18 protein-coding genes are annotated in these 21,084 nt (G+C 71.3%); 10 read left to right on the top strand and 8 right to left on the bottom strand.

Annotation, left to right across the window (positions count from 1 at the left end):
- The first annotated feature begins 25 nt into the window (after window positions 1-25).
- The 3 genes from AB0L65_RS19940 (at window position 26) to AB0L65_RS19930 (ending at window position 4,107) form a co-directional block, all read left to right on the top strand.
- Window positions 26-2,077, top strand: a complete 2,052-nt coding sequence (locus AB0L65_RS19940) for a glycosyltransferase family 39 protein (protein ID WP_364247277.1) — start codon at window positions 26-28, stop codon at window positions 2,075-2,077.
- 67 nt (window positions 2,078-2,144) lie between these two features.
- On the top strand, window positions 2,145-3,356 hold the full coding sequence (locus tag AB0L65_RS19935) for an FAD-dependent monooxygenase (RefSeq protein ID WP_364247276.1): 1,212 nt from the start codon (window positions 2,145-2,147) through the stop codon (window positions 3,354-3,356).
- A 34-nt stretch (window positions 3,357-3,390) separates the two neighbouring features.
- Entirely contained in the window at window positions 3,391-4,107 is a 717-nt protein-coding gene (locus AB0L65_RS19930) for a helix-turn-helix domain-containing protein (protein WP_364247273.1), read from the top strand.
- Between the two features lie 23 nt (window positions 4,108-4,130).
- Here the strand turns inward: AB0L65_RS19930 and AB0L65_RS19925 are convergent, their stop codons facing one another.
- The gene (locus tag AB0L65_RS19925) at window positions 4,131-5,417 is read right to left on the bottom strand and encodes an ATP-binding cassette domain-containing protein (protein WP_364247271.1); all 1,287 of its coding nucleotides are present in this window, start codon (window positions 5,415-5,417) and stop codon (window positions 4,131-4,133) included.
- A 229-nt stretch (window positions 5,418-5,646) separates the two neighbouring features.
- Here AB0L65_RS19925 and AB0L65_RS19920 point away from each other — a divergent pair, with 229 nt between their 5' ends.
- The 3 genes from AB0L65_RS19920 (at window position 5,647) to AB0L65_RS19910 (ending at window position 9,126) form a co-directional block, all read left to right on the top strand.
- Complete coding sequence (locus AB0L65_RS19920; protein WP_364247270.1) at window positions 5,647-7,107, top strand: glycoside hydrolase family 13 protein; 1,461 nt, start codon at window positions 5,647-5,649, stop codon at window positions 7,105-7,107.
- Window positions 7,108-7,112: 5 nt separating this feature from the next.
- The gene (locus AB0L65_RS19915) at window positions 7,113-8,138 is read left to right on the top strand and encodes a LacI family DNA-binding transcriptional regulator (RefSeq protein WP_357736525.1); all 1,026 of its coding nucleotides are present in this window, start codon (window positions 7,113-7,115) and stop codon (window positions 8,136-8,138) included.
- 115 nt (window positions 8,139-8,253) lie between these two features.
- Window positions 8,254-9,126 carry a PfkB family carbohydrate kinase gene (locus AB0L65_RS19910; protein ID WP_364247266.1) on the top strand — a complete coding sequence of 291 codons (873 nt, stop codon included), beginning with the start codon at window positions 8,254-8,256 and terminating at the stop codon, window positions 9,124-9,126.
- Here the strand turns inward: AB0L65_RS19910 and AB0L65_RS19905 are convergent.
- Window positions 9,110-10,321 (bottom strand): MFS transporter, encoded by a 1,212-nt coding sequence (locus AB0L65_RS19905; protein WP_364247264.1) that lies wholly within the window; start codon window positions 10,319-10,321, stop codon window positions 9,110-9,112. The two genes, AB0L65_RS19910 and AB0L65_RS19905, sit on opposite strands and share 17 nt — an antisense overlap.
- Window positions 10,322-10,428: 107 nt before the next feature.
- Complete coding sequence (locus AB0L65_RS19900; protein WP_364247262.1) at window positions 10,429-11,412, bottom strand: cation diffusion facilitator family transporter; 984 nt, start codon at window positions 11,410-11,412, stop codon at window positions 10,429-10,431.
- A 145-nt stretch (window positions 11,413-11,557) separates the two neighbouring features.
- Here AB0L65_RS19900 and AB0L65_RS19895 point away from each other — a divergent pair, with 145 nt between their 5' ends.
- On the top strand, window positions 11,558-11,914 hold the full coding sequence (locus AB0L65_RS19895) for a metalloregulator ArsR/SmtB family transcription factor (protein WP_364247260.1): 357 nt from the start codon (window positions 11,558-11,560) through the stop codon (window positions 11,912-11,914).
- Here the strand turns inward: AB0L65_RS19895 and AB0L65_RS19890 are convergent.
- A complete protein-coding gene (locus tag AB0L65_RS19890) occupies window positions 11,911-12,540 on the bottom strand; it encodes an amino acid-binding protein (RefSeq protein ID WP_350726867.1) in 630 nt (209 codons plus the stop codon). The two genes, AB0L65_RS19895 and AB0L65_RS19890, sit on opposite strands and share 4 nt — an antisense overlap.
- Window positions 12,541-13,020: 480 nt before the next feature.
- Entirely contained in the window at window positions 13,021-16,131 is a 3,111-nt protein-coding gene (locus tag AB0L65_RS19885) for a cytochrome P450 (protein WP_364247258.1), read from the bottom strand.
- Window positions 16,132-16,185: 54 nt separating this feature from the next.
- Here AB0L65_RS19885 and AB0L65_RS19880 point away from each other — a divergent pair, with 54 nt between their 5' ends.
- From AB0L65_RS19880 to AB0L65_RS19870, 3 genes are all read left to right on the top strand, one after another.
- Window positions 16,186-16,749, top strand: coding sequence for a TetR/AcrR family transcriptional regulator (locus tag AB0L65_RS19880; protein ID WP_364247257.1), 564 nt, complete (start codon window positions 16,186-16,188; stop codon window positions 16,747-16,749).
- Window positions 16,750-16,825: 76 nt separating this feature from the next.
- Window positions 16,826-17,983, top strand: a complete 1,158-nt coding sequence (locus tag AB0L65_RS19875) for a thiolase family protein (protein WP_364247255.1) — start codon at window positions 16,826-16,828, stop codon at window positions 17,981-17,983.
- A gap of 22 nt (window positions 17,984-18,005) precedes the next feature.
- Complete coding sequence (locus tag AB0L65_RS19870; RefSeq protein ID WP_364247252.1) at window positions 18,006-18,707, top strand: SDR family oxidoreductase; 702 nt, start codon at window positions 18,006-18,008, stop codon at window positions 18,705-18,707.
- 4 nt (window positions 18,708-18,711) lie between these two features.
- Here the strand turns inward: AB0L65_RS19870 and AB0L65_RS19865 are convergent, their stop codons facing one another.
- The 3 genes from AB0L65_RS19865 to AB0L65_RS19855 all read right to left on the bottom strand — a co-directional run bounded on the left by AB0L65_RS19865 (window position 18,712) and on the right by AB0L65_RS19855 (window position 21,078).
- Window positions 18,712-19,014, bottom strand: a complete 303-nt coding sequence (locus AB0L65_RS19865) for a hypothetical protein (protein ID WP_364247249.1) — start codon at window positions 19,012-19,014, stop codon at window positions 18,712-18,714.
- A 9-nt stretch (window positions 19,015-19,023) separates the two neighbouring features.
- Window positions 19,024-19,635: a TetR family transcriptional regulator gene (locus tag AB0L65_RS19860; RefSeq protein WP_364247247.1), complete on the bottom strand. Its 612-nt coding sequence runs from the start codon at window positions 19,633-19,635 to the stop codon at window positions 19,024-19,026.
- A gap of 186 nt (window positions 19,636-19,821) precedes the next feature.
- Entirely contained in the window at window positions 19,822-21,078 is a 1,257-nt protein-coding gene (locus AB0L65_RS19855) for a right-handed parallel beta-helix repeat-containing protein (protein WP_364247245.1), read from the bottom strand.
- Window positions 21,079-21,084: the final 6 nt, after the last annotated feature.

Below are 21,084 nucleotides of genomic sequence, written 5' to 3'. Positions count from 1 at the left end.
CGTCTTCGGAGAAGAAGAAGCACTGATGACCGACATCACCGAACTGCCGCCGCGTGCCGCCGGCCGTCGCCTGCCCGGCTGGGCGGCACCGGCCGCGCTCGCGGTAATCCTGCTCCTGGCCACCGGCCTGTACGGCTGGGCCCTCGGCTCCCTCGGCTGGGGCAACGGCTACTACTCAGCCGCCGTGAAGTCGATGGGCCAGAGCTGGACGAACTTCCTGTTCGGCGCCTACGACCCGGCGGGCGTGATCACCGTCGACAAGCCGCCGGCGGCACTGTGGCCCCAGGTCCTCAGCACCAAGCTCTTCGGCCTGCACGGCTGGGCGATGATCCTGCCCCAGGTGCTGGAAGGCGTCGCCACGGTGTTCCTCCTGCACCGCACCGTACGCCTGTGGGCGGGTGAGGCGGCGGGGCTGCTGGCCGCGCTGGTGCTGACCCTGACCCCGATCACGGTGGCGATCAACCGCGACAACAACCCTGACACCCTGCTGGTGCTGACGCTGGTGGCGGCGGCGTACGCGCTGACCCGGGCCCTGCGGACCGGCTCCGGCCGGGCCGCCCTGCGGTGGTTGTGCGCCGCCGGGTTCCTGATCGGCCTCGGCTTCCTGACGAAGATGCTGGCCGCCTGGATGGTGATCCCCGCCTTCGCGGCGGCCTGGCTGGTCGGCGCGCGCGGTCCCTGGCTCGGCCGGCTGGCCAGGCTGCTGGCCGGGGGCGTGGTCCTCGCCGTGTCCTCCCTGTGGTGGATCGCGATGGTCGCGCTCTGGCCGGGGAACCGTCCGTACGTCGGCGGCAGCACCGACGGCGGCGCCTGGGACCTGGTCATCGGCTACAACGGCCTCGGCCGGGTCCTCGGCGGCGGGAGCGGCGGCGTCCCGGGCGGCTTCGGCATCTCCTTCGGCGGTGCGGCCGGTCCTGGGCGGCTCTTCAACGAGCAGGTCGGCGGGCAGATCAGCTGGCTGCTGCCGTTGTGCGGGGTGGCGCTGGCACTGGTCCTGGCCGTCGCCGTACTGCGCCGGCGCGGGCTAGCGATGCCCGGTGAGCCGCTCGCCGCGGCCGGATGGGTGCTTTGGGGCACCTGGCTGGTGGTCTGCGGCGTGGTGTTCGCCACGCAGCAGGGGATCTTCCACCCGTACTACACGACGCAGCTGGCCCCCGCCATCGCCGCCCTCACCGCGGGCTTCGTCACGACGCTGGCCCGCGCCCATCGGGCGGGGGCACGCTGGGCGCTCCCGTTGGGGGCCGGGGCCGTCGCGGTGACCGCGGCCTGGGCCTGTGCCGTGATCGGGCGGGCCCCGTCCTGGAACGGCTGGCTGGTGTGGCCCGTGGGCGCGGCCGGGCTGGCGGCGGTCGTCCTGCTCCTGCTGTCCGCCGGCCGGCGACGGCTGCTGCCCGCCGCCCTCGGCGTCGCGGTCCTGGCGGTGCTGGCGGCGCCCGCGGCCTGGGCTATCAGCGTTCCCGGCACCACGTCGGCACTGGGCGGCGCCAATCCCACCGCGGGGCCGCCGATAATGCCCTTCGGCGGCGGCGGAGCCGGCCCGGCTCCGGGCGGGCGCGAACTCCCGGAAGGGATGCGGCTCCCAGCAGGCATGGAACTCCCGCCAGGCATGAAACTCCCCGAGGGTTTCCCCGGCGGGAGCCCGGGCGGCATGCCATCCGGACTCGCGGGCGGCTTCCCGGGAGGCTTTCCCGGCGGCGGCGCCGAGCTCGCCTCCGACCAGCGCAAGATCCTCGACCATGCCGTCAAGAACTCCGGCTCCGCCCGGATCAAGCTCGCCGTCGAGGGTGGCGCCACGTTGGCCTCCACGTTCATCCTCGGCAGCGACGCCACCGTGATCGGCATGGGCGGCTTCATCGGCATCGACGACGCCCCGACCGTCCGGCAGCTGAAGGACTGGACGGGTTCCGGGCAACTGCGCTTCGTTCTGGGATCCGGCTTCGGCGCCATGATGGGCGGGTCGAGCACGGGCCGCTCGCAATGGATCAAGGCGAACTGCGCCGAAGTCCCCGCCGCCGCCTATGGAGGAAGTCCCACGACCGGCGGCCTCACCCTCTACGACTGCGCCCAGAAAAACTGACCAGCAGAACCAATCCGGTCAGTTTGTCGAATAGGGTCGTGGTGACACGACAGAAAGGGAGTCGGCAATGAAGGACGCAGTCGGGCGCGGCCGTGCGCTGGTGGTGGGGCTCGGGATCGCGGGCATCGCCACCGCGCTGCGCCTGCGGCAGGTCGGCTGGGAGCCGGTGCTGGTGGAGCGGGCCCCGGCACGCCGCTCGGGCGGGTACTTCATCCTGCTGTTCGGCACCGGTCTCGCCTCCGCTCAGCGGCTGGGCGCGCTGGAGGCGATCGGCGACCGCACCCCGCGGCTTCCCCCTTACGAGGTGAACCGGGCCGGTCGCCACACCGCCGGCATGAGCCTGGCCAACCTGCCCGGCAAGCCACGGGTGGTGCTGCGCGGCGACATCGAGCGGGCGCTGTTCTCCGCGCTGCCGGCCGACGTGGAGATCCGCTATTCCACCGTGCCCACCCACATCACCCAGGACGACTCCGCGGCGGAGGTCACCCTGCGCGACACCGCCTCCGGCGCCACCGTCACCGAGCGCTTCGACCTGGTGGTGGGCGCCGACGGAATGCGCTCGACCGTACGCAGGCTGGCCTTCGGCCCCGAGGAGCACCTGCACCCGCTGAACTACATGATCGGCGCCACCGTGCTGGACCGGCCGATCGAGGGCCTCGGCCAGGGGCAGGGCCTGACCCTGGCCGAGCCGGGACGCTCGGCGTGGATCTTCCCCTTCTCCGACCACCCGCCAGGGCTGCTGTTCTCCTACCGCACCGACGACATCGACGCCGAGTTCGCCCGCCCGCCGATCGAGTCCATCCGCGCCGCGTTCGGGCCGCAGCCCGCCGGGCCGCTCCTGGAGAAGTTGTTCACGGCGTTCGAGCAGGCTCCGGAGTCCCTGTTCGACTCGGTGAACCAGGTCAAGATGCCGCGCTGGCACCACGGCCGGGTGGTCCTGGTCGGCGACGCCGCCTGGTGCGTGACCTTGTACGCGGGCATGGGCGCCTCCAGCGGCATCGCCGGAGGCGAGCTGCTGGGCACCATGGTGCAGCGCCACCCCGGCGACCTGCCCGCCGCACTGTCCGCGTGGGAGGCCCGGATGCGGCCCTTCATCCAGACCGAGCAGGACAGCGCGCTGATCATGCGCCGGATCTTCACGCCCCACGACCGCAAGGAGCTGGTCATGCGCGGCGCGATGCTGCGCCTCATGCGCACGCCGGTCATCGGGCCGGCCATGGGCAAGATAATGAACGGCCCGGACATGAAGAACAAGACCTTCGACGTCGCCGCCGTGTGACCCGACCCCAGCCCGAAAGCAGAGGACAGCCCACGTGAGCCAGCTGATCGAGCGCCACTCGCGCAAAGCCGCCCGCATCCTGGACAGCGCGCGGGAGCTGGTGCTCGATCACGGCGTGCACAAGGTCACCGTCAGCGAGATCGCCCGCGCGGCGGGGGTCGGCAAGGGCACCGTCTACCTGTACTGGCCCGCCAAAGAGGACCTCATCCTCGGGCTGTTCGCCCGCGAACTGCTGGCCTTCCTGGACGAGATCACCAGCCGCGTCAGCGCCGACCCCGCCACCGTGCTGCCGCACCGCCTGGCCCCGCTGCTGGTCCGCACCGGGCTGAAGTACCCGCTGGCGCGCCGGGTGCAGAGCGGCGACGCCGACCTGCTGCGGCTGCTCATCCAGCAGGCCGGCGACCGCGAGCTGTTCGCCCGCACCACACCCGGCGCCCTGTGCGAGGCGGGCATGCCGATCCATCACCGCCACGGGCTGATCCGCCACGACCGTCCGCTGCCCGAGCTGACCTACGCGGTGCACGCCGTGCTCACGGGATTCGGCGCCGCGCTGTCCGACCCGGCCACCGTCGCGCTCGGCGTCGATCCCGACCAGGTCCTCGCCGACACCGTGGCCCGGCTGCTCGAACCCGCCGTCGCCCCCGGCGACTCGGCCGTCGCCGCGGCCGCCGACGAGGTTCTCGCCTTCCTGCGCCAGATCCAGAAAGAGATGCTGGACCTCATCGAACGGAGCCAGACCCTCCAGCAGTGAACCGCGGCGCGGGGCGGCGCCTGCTATCGGCGCGGGGGGTCGATGCGGGCGCCGTCGAGGGTGAAGATCATGATGCGGGAAAGGTCGATCGCGACCTTGGCGGCGTCGCCCGTGCGCCAGACGGGGCGGTTGCCCAGGCGGACGATCAGGTCGGAGCGGCGGTGGATGCCGCTGTTCGGGTGCTGGCCGACCTGCTCCTGCTCCTGATGCTCCTCCTCCCGCTGGGAGGAGAAGATCCGCCGTACCAGTCCTGACAGCTTCCCCGAGCCGCTCTTGTTCCCGTTGCTCCGCTGGCGCGGGTCGGGCGGCTCCGGCACCGGTACGGCGGGCACCCCACATGCCAGGTACGCCAGCCACTCGTGCCCGTGGTACTCCAGCGCCCGCACCCGCCCGAAGAACGACGGCCCGTCGTACGACTCCTGCACCGGGGCCAGCCCGTCCGGGCGCATGCCCACCAGCACCTGCCCGCCGGTGTGCTGCGAGATCGCGTACGCCCTCGGATCGCTCCACTGCATCGTGAGCTGGTGCGGGCCGAAATCGAGCATGACGTACTGGTTCTGCGGCGTCCTGACAGTGGCCGCCAACAGGTTCAACTGCTGGGAGTTGAGGAACGCCGCCACGAACGCGGTGGCTGGATCGTTGTAAATCTGGGCGGGGGTGCCGACGTCCTGGAGCACCCCTCGGTTCAGGATGGCGATCCGGTCGGCGAGCGTCAGCGCCTCCACCTGGTCGTGCGTCACGTAGATCGTGGTGACGCCGAGCGACCTGACCAGCGCCGAGATCTCCATGCGCAGCTCGGTACGCATACCCGCGTCCAGGTTCGACAGCGGCTCGTCCATGAGGAACAGCTTCGGCTGCCGGACGATGGCCCGCCCCATGGCCACGCGCTGCCGCTGGCCGCCGGAGAGCGTGCCGGGGCGGCGGTCCAGCGTCTCGTCGATGTGTAAGGCCTTCGACAGCTCGGTCACCCGCTCGCGCACCATCGCCGGGTCCGACTTGGCGATCTCCAAGGGGAAGGCGATGTTCCCGCGCACCGTCCGGTGCGGATACAGCGCGCCGTTCTGGAACACCATGGCGACATCACGATCGCGCGGGGCCAGATGGTTGGCGATTTCGCCGTCCAGCCACAGGTCACCCTCGGTGATCTCCTCCAGTCCCGCGATCATGCGGAGCAGCGTGGACTTGCCGCAGCCGGAGGGGCCGAGGAGGACGAGGAACTCGCCGTCCTCAGCCCGCAGGCTCAACCGGTCGACTGCGAGGTAGTCGCCCGGATACACCTTGGTCACTTTGTCGAGAACGACCGAGCTCATGGGCCCACACCTTGCGCACGTGTCACCTGTGACGGGGCTGATTGAAGAGGTAGTACATCGCGCCTTAACGCTAGATGTCCACCCTTGACATAAAGAATCTCCTGCGCAGGCGTTTCGGTCGAGGGCTTTGTGGGTTCTTACACCGAAATTTCCGGATTGGAGGGGTATGTAAGGGCTTGCGTAAACTTGCGGCAAGGGATTTCATAGTCGAGACCGTCAGGGGGAGACTATGACCGCATGGTGGCGAGACGCCGCGATTTACCAGGTGTACGTGCGCAGCTTCGCCGACGGAGACGGCGACGGCGTGGGTGACCTGATCGGCGTTCGCGATCGCCTGCCCTACCTGGCCGGGCTCGGCGTCGACGCCATCTGGCTGACGCCCTTCTACACCTCCCCCATGGCCGACTTCGGGTACGACGTCGCGGACTACCGGGACGTCGACCCGCTGTTCGGATCGCTCGCGGACGCCAAGGCGCTCATCGACGAGGCGCACGCCCTCGACCTGCGGGTGATCGTGGACATCGTCCCCAACCACACCTCCTCGGCCCACCCCTGGTTCCAGGAGGCGTTGCGCGGCGAGCACCGCGATCGCTACATCTTCCGCGACCGGCCGAACGACTGGGAGTCGATCTTCGGCGGCCCGGCGTGGACGCGGGTCGAGGACGGGCAGTGGTACCTGCACCTGTTCGACCCCGCGCAGCCGGACCTCAACTGGGACAACGACGAGGTGCGCGGCGAGTTCGAGTCGATCCTGCGTTTCTGGCTCGACCTGGGCGTGGACGGCTTCCGCGTGGACGTGGCGCACGGCATGGTCAAGCCGCGCGACCTGCCCGACATCGGCCACCCGAACCAGACCACGCTGATCGGCAAGGAGCCGGTGCCGTACTTCGACGACGACGGCGTGCACGACATCCACCGCGCGTGGCGGCGCGTGCTCGACTCCTATCCCGGCCAGCGCATCGGCGTGGCCGAGGCGTGGGCGCCGACGGCCGAGCGGCTGGCGATGTACGTCCGCCCGGACGAGCTGCACCAGGCGTTCAACTTCCACTACCTGTTCACCCCGTGGGACGCCGCCGAGCTCAGGGCGGTGATCGACTCCTCGCTCGCCACAGCCGGCTCCGTGGGCGCCCCGACCACCTGGGTGCTGTCGAACCACGACGTCAAGCGGCACGTCACCCGCTACGGCGGCCTGGCCAGGGCCCGCGCGGCCGCGCTGCTGACGCTCGCGCTGCCCGGCTCGGTCTACGTCTACCAGGGGGAGGAGCTGGGCCTGCCCGAGGTGCTCGACCTGCCGGCGGAGGTGTGCCAGGACCCGCAGCGGCTGCGCGACCCCGACAGCGGCCGGGACGGCTGCCGCGTCCCGCTGCCGTGGACGCGCGAGTCCGGCTGGCAGGACCCGTGGCTGCCGATCCCGTCCGAGTGGGCCGAACTGAGCGTGGAGGCGCAGGAAGGGACGCCCGGCTCGACGCTGGAGCTGTACCGGGAGGCGCTGGGGCTGCGGCGCGCGCTGAGCGGGGACCTCGTCTGGCACGAGTCGCCCGAGGGCACGCTCGTGTTCTCCAGGGGGCCGTACGTCTGTGCCGTCAACCTCACCGCGACGCCGGTGGACTTCGGGATCGACGGGGAGCTCCTGATCGCGTCGGATGTCCCTGGAGCAGGGGATTCGGCGGCCTGGTGGAAAGTAAAGTGAGTGGCATGAACGGTCACGCTCGCCTTGCCGACATCGCCGCCCAGGCCGGGGTGAGTGAGGCCACGGTCAGCAGGGTGCTCAACGGCAAACCCGGCGTCTCGGCCGCCACCCGCCAGGCGGTGATGACCGCGCTCGACCTCATGGGCTACGAGCGCCCGCCGCGGCTGCGCCAGCGCAGTAACGGGCTGGTCGGCCTGGTGACGCCGGAGCTGGACAACCCGATCTTCCCCGCGTTCGCGCAGGCCATCGAGAAGGCGCTGACCCAGCACGGCTACACGCCGGTCCTGTGCACCCAGCTGCCCGGCGGCGCGCCGGAGGACGAGTTCACCGAGCTGCTGGTCGACCGCGGGGTGAGCGGCATCGTGTTCATCTCCGGGCTGCACGCCGACAGCACCGCCCGCATGGACCGCTACACCCGCCTGACCGACCGCGGGCTGCCGATCGTGCTGGTCGACGGCTACAGCGAGCACATCGACGCGCCCTTCATCTCGCCCGACGACCGCATGGCCGCCCGGCTGTCCGTGCAGCACCTGGTCGACCTCGGCCACGAGCGGATCGGGATCGCGCTGGGGCCGCGCAGGTTCGTGCCGGTGATCAGGAAGATCGAGGGCTACAAGCAGGCCATGGCGCAGCTGCTCGGCGCGACCGACGTCGACGAGCTGATCGCCCACTCGCTGTTCTCCGTCGAGGGCGGGCAGGCGGCCGCCGCGCAGCTGCTGGCCCGCGGTTGCACCGGCATCGTGTGCGCGAGCGACCTGATGGCGCTGGGCGCGATCCGCGCCTGCCGGGAGAAGGGGCTGTCGGTGCCGGGAGAGGTGTCCGTGGTGGGCTTCGACGACTCGCCGCTGATCGCGTTCACCGACCCGCCGCTGACCACCGTACGCAAGCCGATCGGCGCGATGGCGTCGGCGGCCGTGCAGACGCTGCTCGAAGAGGTGAACGGCGCCCCCGCCAAGCACGTCGAGCTGATCTTCCAGCCGGAGCTCGTCGTCCGCGGCTCCACCGGCTCCGGCCCGCTGGTCAACCGGTGACCCGCGAGAGAGCGCCGTTGCCTGGACTGAGGAGCGGCGGGAGCGCAGCGACCAGAGCGACGAGGGAAGGCGACGGCTCCCAGGCGACCGAGCCCGCCTCCACGGAGTGGAGGCCATGAATACCGACATCTTGGTTCTCGGCGGCGCCGGGGTCGATTCGACGGTGTACGTGCCGGAGCTGCCGCTGCCGTACCGGGACACCTACCACGTGCCCCCGGTCGTCGACCGGATCGGCAACACCGGCGCGGGCGTGGCGCTGGGCTGCCACGCGCTCGGGCTCGCCGTCGCCTTCGCCGACCTGATCGGCGACGACCCGCAGGGCGCCCTGGTCCGTCAGGCGCTGCGCGAGGTCGACTGCTCCTTCGGGCCCGCCGCGGCGGGCACCCGGCGCAGCGTCCTGCTCGTGGGGCCGGACGGCCGCCGCACCTCGCTGCACGACCCGAAGGCCACGCCGGACGAGCGCCTGCCGCGCGAGCTGTACGCGAAGACGCGCGCCCGGCACGTCCACCTGTCGATCATGGACTTCTGCCGCCACGTCTACCCCGACCTCGACGGCACGCCGATCTCCACCGACCTGCACGACTGGGACGGCGCCAACGACTATCACAAGGACTTCGCCTACCGGTCCGACCTGGTGTTCCTGTCGGCCACCGCGCTGGCCGACCCGGCCGCCACGATGCGCGACATCCTCGAGCGCGGCCGCGCCCACACCGTCGTCTGCACGCGCGGGGCCGACGGCTGCCTCGTCCTGACGCGCGACTCCGGCGTGCGCGCCTTCCCGGCCGCGCCGCTGCCCGGGCCGGTGGCCGACAGCAACGGCGCGGGCGACGCGTTCGTCTCCGGCTTCCTGTACGGCACGTTGCGCGGCCGGTCGCTGGAGGAGTGCGTACGGCTGGGCGCGGCAGCCGGGGCGCACGCGTGCACGGTCGCCGGCACGCACGAGTCCCCGATCACGGAGTCCGCGCTGCTGGCTAGGTTTTCGCGGTAGACGACTGATCCAGCTCCCGCCAGGCCCGGCAGACGAACGGCGGGATTGACGTGATCAGGTAGAGGCTGGTGAACGCGTAGAGCGTGGTCCGCAAGCTGGTCAGCTCGGTGAGGGAGCCGGCCAGCAGCCCGCCGGCCGGCATGGCCGCGTACGCGGCGGCCGTCATGGTGCCGAGCGCCCGCGCTCTCATGGGGGCGGGGATGCGGCCGAACTGCAGGATGCCGAGGATCGGGTTGATCGCGCCGGCCGCGAACCCGGACAGCGCGGCCGTGGCGAGCGCCACGGGGAACGGCGCGCCGAGCGCCAGGACCAGTACGCGCGGGACGCCGGCGATGAGGAAGCACACTCCGTAGGTCAGCCTCATGGGTAATCGTTCGCCGGCGGCCCCGTACACGATGGTCCCCACCACGGCGCCCGCCCCGAGCGCGCCGGCGAGCAGGCCGAACGCGCGGGGGTCGCCTGCCACGTCGCGGGCGTACAGGGCCAGCAGCACCTGGGTCACGCCCGTGTCGAGCATGTTGACGACCACGATCATGCTGGTGGCGCTCATCTGCAGGCGGTCGCGCCAGAGGAAGGCCAGGCCGTCGCGCAGGTCGCGGATGTAGCCGCCGGACTCGCGTCCGCCGTTCTCGATGCGCGGGACTCCGCCGGCGATGAGCGCCGCCGACAGGAGGAAGGTGACGCCGTCGACGATGAGGAGCGTGCTCGGTCCCGCCCAGAGGATCAGGATGCCGGCGAGCGGGGCGCCCACCATGGTCGCGCCGCGGCTGGCGCCGTCGTACGCCGCCGTCGCGTGCTCGATGCGGACGCGGCCGAGGGCCGACAGGTCCGGCAGCATGGCCTTGCGCGCGGTCTCCCCCGGCGTGGCGGCCAGCCACCGTACGAACAGCAGGAGCAGCAGGAGCGGATAGGACAGCCCGGTCGTCAGGAACAGCGCCGGAACCGCGAGGACGACCACCCCGCTCACCAGGTCGGACACCACGCTCGCCCCGCGGAACCCCAGCCAGTCCACCAGCGTGGCGCCGAACGCGGCGGAGATGACGATGGGGAACGTGGTGGCGAAGGCGGCCAGCCCCGTGAGCCCGGCGCTTCCCGTGGTCTCCAGGACGAACCAGGGAACGGCGAGCATGGAGAGCACGTTTCCGGTGACGGACAGAGCGTTGGCGGACAGCAAGGTGATGAATGGACGCCTCACGCGGAATGCCCCCGGCATCGTCTCCCGCCTCAGCGTTCCTCACGGTCGGCGTGCGGTCAAGGCAGGGTTCCGTGGCCGGGCCGGTTGCCCGACGCGCGGCGGCGGGCTCAGCCCGGCCGGTGGGTGGACAGGCTGGCGTGGTGGTCGGCGCCCGCAGGGCCGTGCGGGTCGGTGTGGACGGTGGCGGCTCTCAGGCGCGGCAGTTCGTGGATGAGCCGGTGCTCGGCCTCCACCGCCACCGCGTGGGCGTCCACCACCGACATGTCATGATCTACCAGGATCTCCACCTCGGCGTGCAGGGCGTGGCCGATCCAGCGCAGGCGCACGGAACCGACGCGGTGAACCCCGTCCACCGCACCCAGGATGCTCTCGGCGCGGTCCACGAGGGCCGGGTCCACGGCGTCCATGAGCCGGTGGTAGATCTCGCGGGCGGCGTCCCGCAGCACGAAGCAGATGGCGAACGTGATCAGCAGGCCCACGATCGGGTCCGCCAGCGGGAAGCCGAGCGCGGCGCCGCCCGCTCCCAGGAGGACGGCCAGCGAGGTGAAACCGTCGGTCCTGGCGTGCAGCCCGTCGGCCACCAGGGCGGCCGAGCCGATCTCCCGGCCCACTTTGATCCGGTAGCGGGCCACCCACTCGTTCCCCGCGAACCCCACCACCGCCGCCCCGGCCACCCATCCGACGGCCCGGAGGTCCTGGGGGTTCAGCAGCCGGGTGACGGCCTCGTATCCGGCCAGGGCCGCCGAGGCGGCGATCAGCAGGACGATGACGATGCCCGCCAGGTCCTCGGCCCTGCCGTACCCGTAGGTGAAGCGCCGGGTGGCGGCGCGGCGGCCGAGCGAGAACGCGATCGCCAGCGGGACTGCGGTGAGCGCGTCGGCCACGTTGTGCAGGGTGTCGCCCAGCAGCGCGACCGACCCGGAGGCCACGACGATCACCGCCTGAACGGCGGCGGTGACCATCAGGACGGCGAACGAGACGGCCAGCACGCGCATGCCGCGGCTGCTGGTCTCCAGGGCGGCATCGGTCTTGTCGGCGCTGTCGTGGGTGTGGCCGCTGAGCGGATTGTGAGCCGCGACGGCGTGCCCCACCCGGGCGAACCACCCGCGGCTCTTGCCGAGATGCCCGTGCCCGTGTCCATGTCCGTGCCCATGTCCGTGTGGCGTTTGGCCCCTGTGGTCAGTCATGGCATTCCTCGCTTGCGCAATTCGACCCTTTTGACCAGGATATGTAGTCATGTACGCACGCGACAACGTCTCAGGTGCCGACCAGTCGCAAGAGCAACCCACTCCCGCCCAGGTGAACGCGGCGGTGGACGCCTTCCGCATGCTCAGCGACGGCACCCGGCTGAGGCTGATGTGGTTGCTGTCATCGGGCGAGAAGGATGTGAACTCGCTTGCCGAGGCGATCGGCGCGCCCCGCCCGTCCGTGTCGCAGCACCTCGCCAAGCTCCGGCTGGCGGGACTGGTGGACACCCGCAGGGACGGGCGTCGCGTGCTCTACAGCGCACGCGACTCCCACGTACGGGCTCTCATAGCGGAGGCCCTGTTCCACGCCGGCCATGAGGTGTCCGGCCTGCCCCGCCACGACTAGCCGGTTGCCGCCCCGGGCCGGGCGCGGGCGGCCAGCTTGGCGACCACGTCCACGATGCGGGCGGCGCGCTCCAGCTCGGCGCGGTGGAACACCGGCCCGTCCGCCCTGGCGACCACCAGGTGCAACCCCTGTGCCACCACCGGCAGCAGCATCAGGCGCAGTTCATTGGCGTCCAGGGTGGCGGCCCGTGGCGGGGGTTCCGGCAGGTTCAGCTCGAACTTCTCGGGGGCGGCCAGCGAGGCGTGCCGTACGGCACCGTCGGCCAGGGCCACCGACCACTCCGCGCCGCACAACCCCGGCAGCGCGTCCACCAGCGCGGCGAATCCCCGGGCGGGCTGGGACACGACGTGCATCAGAAGGTCATAGTCCAGCGCCGAGCCCGGCACCTCCTTGGTCGCCCAGACGCCCTCCACCCGTACGCCCGGCATGGCCGACAATCGATCGCGAGCCTCTGAGGCGGTCACCGGCCCAGGCCAGGAAACAGTGAAATCGTCCACGGCCCGTCCGGCCTCGCGTTCGAGCACGGTGACCTGCAGGATGTCCGCGCCCAGCGCTCCAAGAGACTTGGCGACCTGGCCAAGGCCGCCCGGCCGGTCCGGCAGCGACACCCTCAGTCGCAGCAGCATTGCCGCCCCCTTTCAGAGGCTCTCACAGTGCCGTGGAAAAGTTTCGAGCATGTTCCACGGATATGTCGCGCATGCTGCGGTTATATCCCAGCATGCAGCGTTAAGTCCGGAATGTCGATAAAGGGCTGTCGCCGGTTTCCGCAGGTCATGGTACGCCCCTCCCCCGCACCTCCGACCACCCCAAACCGCCCACCAGACCGAGCTCTCACGCCCTGCACCGCCCACCCATCACAACCCCACGACACGCGATCTCACACCCTTGAATACGCCCTCACCACGCGCCATACAAGAGCGCCGCCCCCGCCGTGCAACACCCCGCCAACGCGACGCCCGAAGGCCACCCACCGCGACGGGCCGCCGTGATCTCCGCAGGATGGGCGCCCCCGCCGCAGCGCGCTCGCCGGGGCGGACCGAACGGCCGGGAGCGCGGAGCAGGCGGGGGCGGAGCGGGCAGGGCGGAGCGGGGGCAGGGGCGGGGGTTCAGGCGAAGACGTCCTGTTGGTAGCGGCCGGAGGACTCCAGGTCGGCCAGCCACCCCGCCCCGTCCTCCCCCGTCCGTGACCGGTAGATGTCCAGCAGCGTCTGCCGCACCGCTGGAGCCATCCGCAGCCCGTCACCGCAGACGTACACGTACGCCCCCTGGGAAAGCAGCTCCCACACCTCGTCGGCGTGCGCAGCGACGGCGTCCTGGACGAACCGGTACGGATGCCCGGGCACGGCGGAGTACGCGGCGTGCGCGGGCACGCCCCAGCGGGCCAGGTCGTCCGCGTACAGCTCGTCGTGCCGGGGATGGCGGCAGCCGGTGAAGACGGCGGCGCGGCCGGGAGCCCCGGCCAGCAGGCGCTCCTCGATGAAGCCGCGCAGCGGCGCGAAGCCGGTGCCGGGGCCGATGAGGATCACCGGCGTGGCCGGGTCGTCCGGCAGCCGGAACGGCGGCGCGGGCACGCGGATGTAGCCGTAGAACACCTCGCCCTCCTTGAGCCCGGCCAGGTAGGCCGAGCACATCCCCTGGTAGGTGCCCGAGCCGGACCAGGCGGGGCCCTCGACGAGGCCGACGGTGAGGCGTACGAGCGAGGGGTCGGCCAGCGGCGAGGAGGAGACGGAGTAGTAGCGCGGCTTGATCGGCCCGGCCATCTCCAGGAACACCGGCAGCGGTAGCTCGATCGCGGGGAAGCGGTCGAGCAGGGTGAGCGGGGAGACGCGCTTGGCGAGGATCTCGTCGGCGTAGTTCGCGGTCAGCTCGGCGAGCTGGCCCTTGGTCCAGGGGCAGGCGGTGTGCGCGGCCAGCGCCTCCAGGTCGGACCTGGTGGCCACCTCCTGCAGCTCGGCGAACTCGGTCAGCAGCAGGCCCGCCGTGACCGCCGTGTCCACGGGCAGGTGGGTGGATCCCGCGGCGCGCAGCCGTACGACCTGGTCGCGGGGGACGCGCAGGCAGCGCAGCGCCCACTCCACCAGCTCGGGGTCGTTCTTGGCGAAGACGGCCACGTGATCGCCCGCCGAGTAGGTGACGCCTTCGGGCAGCCGGGCCACGATGGAGCGCACGCCGGGACGCGGCGCCTCGGTCGAGAAGTCCCAGAGGCCGGTCGGGTCGGAGGTCAGCTCCTCGTTGGAGACGACGGTCAGCGGGAACGCGCGCGAGGAGACGACCGAGGGCCTGACCTCGGCCTCGCTGAGCACCTCCATCTCGTAACGCGGCCCGGCGCTCTCGGTGCCCAGATTCGCAGCTGCCGAGTACTCCTCGGCCAGCGCCGCCCACAGCCCGGCCGTCCAGGCGGTCACGTCGCCGTCGAAGTCGCCGTCCGCGTCGGCCTCGCCGCGCTCGATCAGCGGCACCGCTCCGGCGGCCGTCAGCTTCTCGTACGCGCGCTTCGGGAACTCCTGGTACGTGGGCCACTGCGTGTTCCCGCAGCCCAGCACGGCCAGCCGGACCCCGGACAGGTCGGGCAGCGCCTCCAGCGCGTCGAAGCGCTGGGCGTTGTCGGGGGCCTTGCCGTTGTAGGAGGAGGCGACCACGATCAGCAGGCCGTCGCTGGGCGGCGTCATGTCGTCGAGCGAGGTCAGCGTCGTGGCGAAGCCCGCGCGACCGGCCCGCTCGGCCAGGCGTTCGGCGATGTCGGAGCTGGTGCCGAGGTTGGAGCCGTAGGCGACGGTGAGCGGCACGCCGGTGACGGCGATCTCCTGCTGCGCGCTCTCCTCGACCTCCTGGGCCACGACGACGGTCCGCTCGTGCGCCCGCCGCTCGCGGACCCTGAGCGTGAACCCGTCGGGCTTGAGAGTGAGGGTCTGCTTGATCTTCATGCGGTAGACGCTCGGGTCGGAGATCGCGAACCGCCGCAGGATCATCGCCAGCGCCAGCCTGGCCTCGGTCAGCGCGAACTGGCGGCCGATGCAGGCCCGCTCCCCGTTGCCGAACGGCTTGTACGCCCCGGGGTGATGGCTCTGCTTGTTCTCCGGCAGCCAGCGGTCGATGTCGAACTCGTCCGGCCGCTCCCACGCCTTGGGGCTGCGGTGCAGCACCGGCAGCAGCACGACGACGCCCTGGTCCCTGGCGATGGGGTAGCCGCCGATCGTGGTGTCCTCGACCGCGCTGACGCTGAACCCCGGGATCGGCGACCAGTGCCGCAGCGTCTCCTCCAGGACGCGCGCGATGACGTCGAGCTTCATGATCGTCTCGTACGTGGGCGGCTCGTCGCCCGGCAGCAGCCGGTCCACCTCCTCATAGGCGCGGGCCAGGGTGTGCGGCTCGCGCAGCAGGTTGTACAGGGCGAAGGAGAGCAGGCCGCTGGTGGTCTCGTGGCCGGCGATGAGGAAGGTGAGGACCTGGTTGCGGATGTTCTCGTCGGACAGGCGGGCGCCGCTCTGCGGGTCGGACGCCTCCAGCATGAGGCCGAGCAGGTCCTTGGAGCCGATGGCGCCCTCGGCGCGGCGCTGCGTGATCACGTCGTCGACCAGCGACTGCATGGTGGCGATGTCGCGCCGGTACGCCTCCTCGCGCCCGCGCTTGAGCTTGGTGACGAACGGCAGCTGCTGGTTGCGCAGCATGGCCTCGGTGAGCGCGCCGCCCATGGCCTGCAGGAACGGGTGCAGCTCGGGAGAGTCGAAGGAGTTGAACCGGTAGCCGAACCCGGTGAGCGAGATCGTGTCCAGGGTCAGCCTGGTCATGTCGTCGGCGACGGGCAGGTCCTCCCCCTGGCGGGCTGCCCACGACTCGACGAGCTGCTCGGCGATCTCGAGCATCTGCCCGTAGTACGCCTTCATGGCCCGCTGGCTGAAGGCCGGCATCAGGATGCGGTGCGCGTGCCCCCAGACCGGCTCGTCCGGGTCGGCCGTGAACAGCCCGTCACCGGCGAAGTCGCGCACGATCGTCAGCGGCGGCTTGATCCGCTTGACGAACCGGCTCTCGTCGCACACCTCGGCGACCAGGTCGGGGTCGTACACCACCACGACCGTGCGGCCGACGATCTCCAGCCGGTAGATGCCCTCGTCGTAACGGGTGGCGACCTGGGCGAAGTGCTCCATCGGCGAGTGAGAGGGAATCTGCAGCGTGTTGCCGAGAATGGGCAGGCCCTGCGGGGCGGGGATCTCCGCCATGATTGCTCCCTTCGAGTAGCCATACACCGTATGGCTGACGCTACCATACGGTGTATGGCAGTGAGCGCGCGCAGAGGTGCACCCCTGACCCTCGACGAGATCGGCACCACGGCGGTGCGCCTGATGGACGAGAGCGGGGTGGACGGGCTGTCCATGCGCAAGCTGGCGGCCGAGCTGAACGTCAACCCGATGTCGCTCTACCACCACGTGGAGAGCAAGGACGCGCTGCTGGCGCTGGTCTGCGCCACGACGGCCGAGCGCATGCACGTCCCGCCGGACGACGGCGCCCCGTGGCAGGAGCAGCTCATGGCGCTGGCGCTGGACTATCACCGGCACGCGAAAGAGCACCCCGCCATATGGAGATATGTCCACACCCATCCGAGCCTCGTCGCCGACCGGCGGTTGCCCGTCTGGCAGACGCTCTACCGCATCCTGCGGCTGGCGGGGGTGCCGGAGTCGGAGCTGCGGCGGACGAGCGACATCCTGCACGCGTTCGTCTCGGGTTTCATCCTGGCCGAGACCGAGGGGCACATGTCGGACGACCCCGAGGAGATCGGCCGCACCTTCGACGCGGCCATCCAGCTGATCATCGACGGCCTCGCGCGCTCCACCTCCTGATCAATGGGGTCCGTTGGAAAATCAAACCCACCGGGTCTAGAGTGGGTTCAGTTTTCCAACTGATGAGGAGGGCGCTGTGCGTGATGCCGTCATCGTGCAAGCCGTACGTACTCCGATCGGCAAGGGCAAACCGGGCGGCGGCCTGTCCGCGATCCACCCGGTGGACCTGCTCGCGCACACGCTGCGCACCCTGATCGAGCGCAGCGGGGTGGACCCGTCCCTGGTGGACGACGTGATCGGCGGCTGCGTCGACCAGGTGGGCGAGCAGGCCATGAACACCACCCGCAACGCCTGGCTGGCGGCCGGCCTCCCGGAGTCGGTGCCCGCGGTCACGGTGGACCGGCAGTGCGGTTCGTCACAGCAGGCGGTGCACTTCGCCGCGCAAGGGGTGATGTCCGGCGCGTACGACCTGGTGGTGGCGTGCGGCGTGGAGTCGATGAGCCGGGTGCCGATGTGGTCGAACGTGCCCGCGGGCGCCGACCCGTTCGGCCCGGCGCTGGCCGCGCGCTTCCCCGGCGGCCTGGTTCCGCAGGGCATCAGCGCGGAGCTCATCGCGGCCAAGTGGTCGCTCAGCCGCGAGCAGCTCGACGAGTTCTCCGCCGGCTCGCACCGCAAGGCCGCCGCCTCCTCCTTCGCCGGCGAGCTCGCGCCCGTCGGCGGGCTCGACCGGGACGAGTCGGTACGCCCGAGCACGACGCCGGAGATCCTGGCCGGGCTCAGGCCCGCCTTCACCGACCCCGGTTACGCCGAGCGGTTCCCGCAGATCGACTGGTCGGTGACCGCGGGCAACAGCAGCCCGATCAACGACGGGGCGGCGGCCGTACTGGTCACCACCTCGGAGACGGCGGCCCGCCTGGGCCTGCGGCCCCTGGCCCGCCTGCACAGCTTCGCCGTCGTCGGCTCGGACCCGATCCTCATGCTCACCGGCGTCATCCCGGCCACCGAGAAGGTCCTGCGCCGTGCTGGGCTGAGTCTCGCCGACATCGACCTGTTCGAGGTCAACGAGGCGTTCGCGAGCGTCGTGCTGGCCTGGCTCCAGGAGACCGGCGCCGACCCGGCCAAGGTCAACGTCAAGGGCGGCGCCATCGCCCTCGGCCACCCGCTGGGCGCCAGCGGCGCCCGCATCGCCACGACCCTGGTCCACGCCATGGCCGAGCGCGGCGCCCGCTACGCGCTGCAGACCATGTGCGAGGCGGGCGGCCTCGCCAACGCCCTCATCCTCGAACGTCCCTGACAACCCCTTGGGAGCAGTCCTCATGAAGATCTCCGGCAGCGTCGCACTCGTCACCGGCGCCAACCGCGGCCTGGGCGCCGCCTTCGCCCAGGCCCTCCTGGACCGGGGAGCCCGCACGGTCTACGCGGCCGCCAGGAACCCCGCCACGATCACCGGCACGAACCTCACCCCGATCGAGCTCGACGTCACCGACCCGGCCGCCGTCGCGGCCGCGGCCGAGCGCTGCGGCGACGTGGACCTGCTCGTCAACAACGCCGGCATCTCGCGTTCCGGCAGCTCGGACCTGGACTCGGCGCGCGCCGAGATGGACACCAACTACTTCGGCACCCTGTCCATGAGTCGCGCCTTCGCCCCCGTCCTGGCCCGCAACGGCGGCGGGGCGCTGGTGAACGTCCTGTCGGTGCTGTCGTTCATCACGGCGCCCCAGGCGAGCGGGTACGCCGCGTCGAAGGCGGCGGCGTGGTCCCTGACCAACGCCCTGCGGCTGGAGCTGAAGGAGCAGGGCACCCACGTCCTGGGGGTGCACGCGGGCTACATCGACACCGACATGGCCGCCCACGTCACCGGCCCCAAGATCACCCCCGAGGAGGTCGTCGCGCAGACCCTCGACGCCCTGGAGACCGGGGCCTACGAGGTGCTGGCCGACGCCATCAGCCGGCAGTCGAAGGCCGGGCTCTCGGGCGAGCTGGAGCGCCTCTACCCGGTGCTGGCCGCCGGCAGCTGACGCCTCAGTCGCTCGCCTCCCAGACGGCCTCGAACGCCTCCTCCGTGATCTCGGCCAGCTCCCAGACCTCCAGCGGCTGGTCGGTGAGGAAGCCGTACTCGTCCTGCAGGTGGCGCCACCAGTAGCGGCGGGCGGTCCGGTCGGCGCCCACCAGCACCTGCCTGATCGCCCACTGTTCGAGGCCGTCGCCCTCGACGCTCTCGAACAGCCAGGCCCGCCCGTCCTCGTCGCCCAGGTGCCAGTAGCGCCGGGGGACGTCGGACTCGGCGAGCTGCCGCACCAGCGGCTGGCGAAGATCTGGAAGCACCCGTCCACTCTAGAACGGGCGCAGCCCGCCGATGGCGATCTCGGCGGCGCGGGCCATCGAGGCCACGATCTCCTCATCGGACTGGCCGGCCTCGCGGGCGGCGCCGCCCGCCCCCTGGACCGCGCCCACGAACGCGCCGGCCACCGCCGCGGCGCTGATCGGGTCGAGCACGTCGGGGAAGGCCTCCAGCAGGTGCCGGGCAACCTCGCGCTGCATCCCGAACATCATGTGCAGCGCCTTGGCCTGGATGGAGGGCACGGTCGCGAGCAGGTGCTCGTAGACCTTCGCCAGCTCGCGGTCGCCCGCCGGCGGGCCCTTGGTCAGGTAGTGGGCGATGACCCGGTCGTAGGTCTTGAGCAGCACGTCGGCGACGCGGTCCGACGGCTCGCGCTCGGCTACCACGCCGGCCATCTGCTCCATGTACTCCAGGACCTCGGCGAACAGCACGTCTTCCTTGGTCGGGAAGTAGTTGAAGAACGTCTTGGTGGCGACGTCGGCCGCGGCGGCGATCTGCGCGACCGTCGTCTGCTCGTATCCCTGCTCGGCGAACAGCCTGAGCGCCGTGCCGACGAGCAACTGCCTGGTCTGCCGCTTCTTACGCTCGCGCCGGGACTCCTCCATGGCATGCAAGCTTACACTCACTGCATCTTTACACCCGCCAAGGAGAGAAGCCTTTTTTGGGGGGGAATGGGGAGCGCGGCAGACCGCGCCCCCGGCGTCCATGGGTAGGGCGGTGCCACGTGACCCAGGAGTCCCCGCACCGGCGCAGGGGGCGACGCCGATGCGGGAAGGGGCAGGAGGGGCGCGTCAGCGCTGGTAGGCGCCTGCGTCGGGGGAGCCGGCCAGGGGCCTGCCGACCATGTCCTTGCCGAGCGCCCTGCCGCCGTACCACGCGGGGCTGAGGGTCAGGCCGCGGCCGAGCGCCGGCGAGCCGGGCCGCAGCCGCAGGTCGGTACGGGAGACGAACTTCGGGTCGGCCACGATCGACTTCGGCCCCAGCTTGAACTTGTTCACGCGGCCCTGGTAGACGCTGCCGCCCTCGTCGGCCCCCTTGCCGTCCTCCCAGCCGGCCTCGCCGCCCACCACGATCACGTTGTTGCGCAGCTTCAGGATCGACGGGGAGCAGCCGTCGTGGCAGGACCAGCCGATGGTGTCCCGGGCCGGCAGGTAGACCGAGTTCTGGACGGCGATCGTGCCCTTCACGGGCCCGACGATGTGGCGCGGGCCGCGGGTGATGAGGAACGAGCCGCGGCTGCGGGAGGAGGTCACGACGTTGAAGGCGAACACGTTGCCGGTGGCGGTCTTGCCCTTCTGGGCGCCGAGCTCGGTGAACGTCTCGTTGTTCCTGGAGATGTTGTGGGTGACGCGGTTGCGGTCGCCGTCGAAGATCTCGACGGCGGCCCCGTCGGTGCCGTAGTCGGCGCTCTTGGCGTAGCTGCCGGTGATGGTGTTGCCGGTCACGAGGTTGTCGTCGCCGTTGAGCAGCACGCCGAAGGCGCCGGAGTCGTTGTCGCCGCCCTCGTCGTTGACGCTCATCCGGTTGTTGTCGGTCAGGACGCTGTCGCGGATGACGTTGCGCGAGCCGGACGGGGTGACGTAGACGCCCGCGATGTTGCCGTCGGCCTGCACGCCGGCCAGCTCGTTGCTGTCGCCGGCGACCTCGAAGCCGGCCCAGCGGCAGCGGGAGGCCCGCAGGCCGCCGACGCGCCAGTGGTCGCCGCTGAGCACGACGCAGTCGTCGTCCATGCCGCTGATCCTGGCCAGCGGGCCGGTGCCGTACGCCTGAATGACGATGGGCCTGGCCGCGGTGCCGTTGGCCTCCAGCTTGAGCGGGCCGGTGAAGGAGCTGCCGCGCTTGAAGCTGACCGCGTCGCCCGGCTTGAGGTCGGCGGAGTTGACCTTGTCGAGGGACTTCCACGGCGCGGTGGCGCTGGTGCCCGCCGCGTCGTCGTCACCCGACTTCGAGTCCACGTAGTACGTGGTGCCGGCCAGCGCGTGGGCCGGGGCCGCGGGCGAGAAAGCAGGCAGGACAGCCGCCATGACGGCTACGGGCAGCAACCTCATTCGAGC

The organism is Nonomuraea sp. NPDC052116 (assembly GCF_040680035.1).
GTDB lineage: Bacteria > Actinomycetota > Actinomycetes > Streptosporangiales > Streptosporangiaceae > Nonomuraea > Nonomuraea angiospora_A.
Note: the sequence above shows the minus strand (reverse complement) of the source record. Positions and strands in the feature narration are given on the sequence as shown.

Excerpts from the sequence above, each read along its gene's own strand:
- AB0L65_RS19910 (WP_364247266.1), top strand. The coding sequence starts at position 8,254 with ATGAATACCGACATCTTGGTTCTCGGCGGCGCCGGGGTCGATTCGACG.
- AB0L65_RS19880 (WP_364247257.1), top strand. The coding sequence starts at position 16,186 with ATGGCAGTGAGCGCGCGCAGAGGTGCACCCCTGACCCTCGACGAGATC.
- AB0L65_RS19925 (WP_364247271.1), bottom strand. The coding sequence starts at position 5,417 with ATGAGCTCGGTCGTTCTCGACAAAGTGACCAAGGTGTATCCGGGCGAC.
- AB0L65_RS19890 (WP_350726867.1), bottom strand. The coding sequence starts at position 12,540 with ATGCTGCTGCGACTGAGGGTGTCGCTGCCGGACCGGCCGGGCGGCCTT.
- AB0L65_RS19870 (WP_364247252.1), top strand. The coding sequence starts at position 18,006 with ATGAAGATCTCCGGCAGCGTCGCACTCGTCACCGGCGCCAACCGCGGC.
- AB0L65_RS19935 (WP_364247276.1), top strand. The coding sequence starts at position 2,145 with ATGAAGGACGCAGTCGGGCGCGGCCGTGCGCTGGTGGTGGGGCTCGGG.
- AB0L65_RS19940 (WP_364247277.1), top strand. The coding sequence starts at position 26 with ATGACCGACATCACCGAACTGCCGCCGCGTGCCGCCGGCCGTCGCCTG.
- AB0L65_RS19855 (WP_364247245.1), bottom strand. The coding sequence starts at position 21,078 with ATGAGGTTGCTGCCCGTAGCCGTCATGGCGGCTGTCCTGCCTGCTTTC.
- AB0L65_RS19920 (WP_364247270.1), top strand. The coding sequence starts at position 5,647 with ATGACCGCATGGTGGCGAGACGCCGCGATTTACCAGGTGTACGTGCGC.
- AB0L65_RS19895 (WP_364247260.1), top strand. The coding sequence starts at position 11,558 with ATGTACGCACGCGACAACGTCTCAGGTGCCGACCAGTCGCAAGAGCAA.
- AB0L65_RS19885 (WP_364247258.1), bottom strand. The coding sequence starts at position 16,131 with ATGGCGGAGATCCCCGCCCCGCAGGGCCTGCCCATTCTCGGCAACACG.
- AB0L65_RS19915 (WP_357736525.1), top strand. The coding sequence starts at position 7,113 with ATGAACGGTCACGCTCGCCTTGCCGACATCGCCGCCCAGGCCGGGGTG.
- AB0L65_RS19860 (WP_364247247.1), bottom strand. The coding sequence starts at position 19,635 with ATGGAGGAGTCCCGGCGCGAGCGTAAGAAGCGGCAGACCAGGCAGTTG.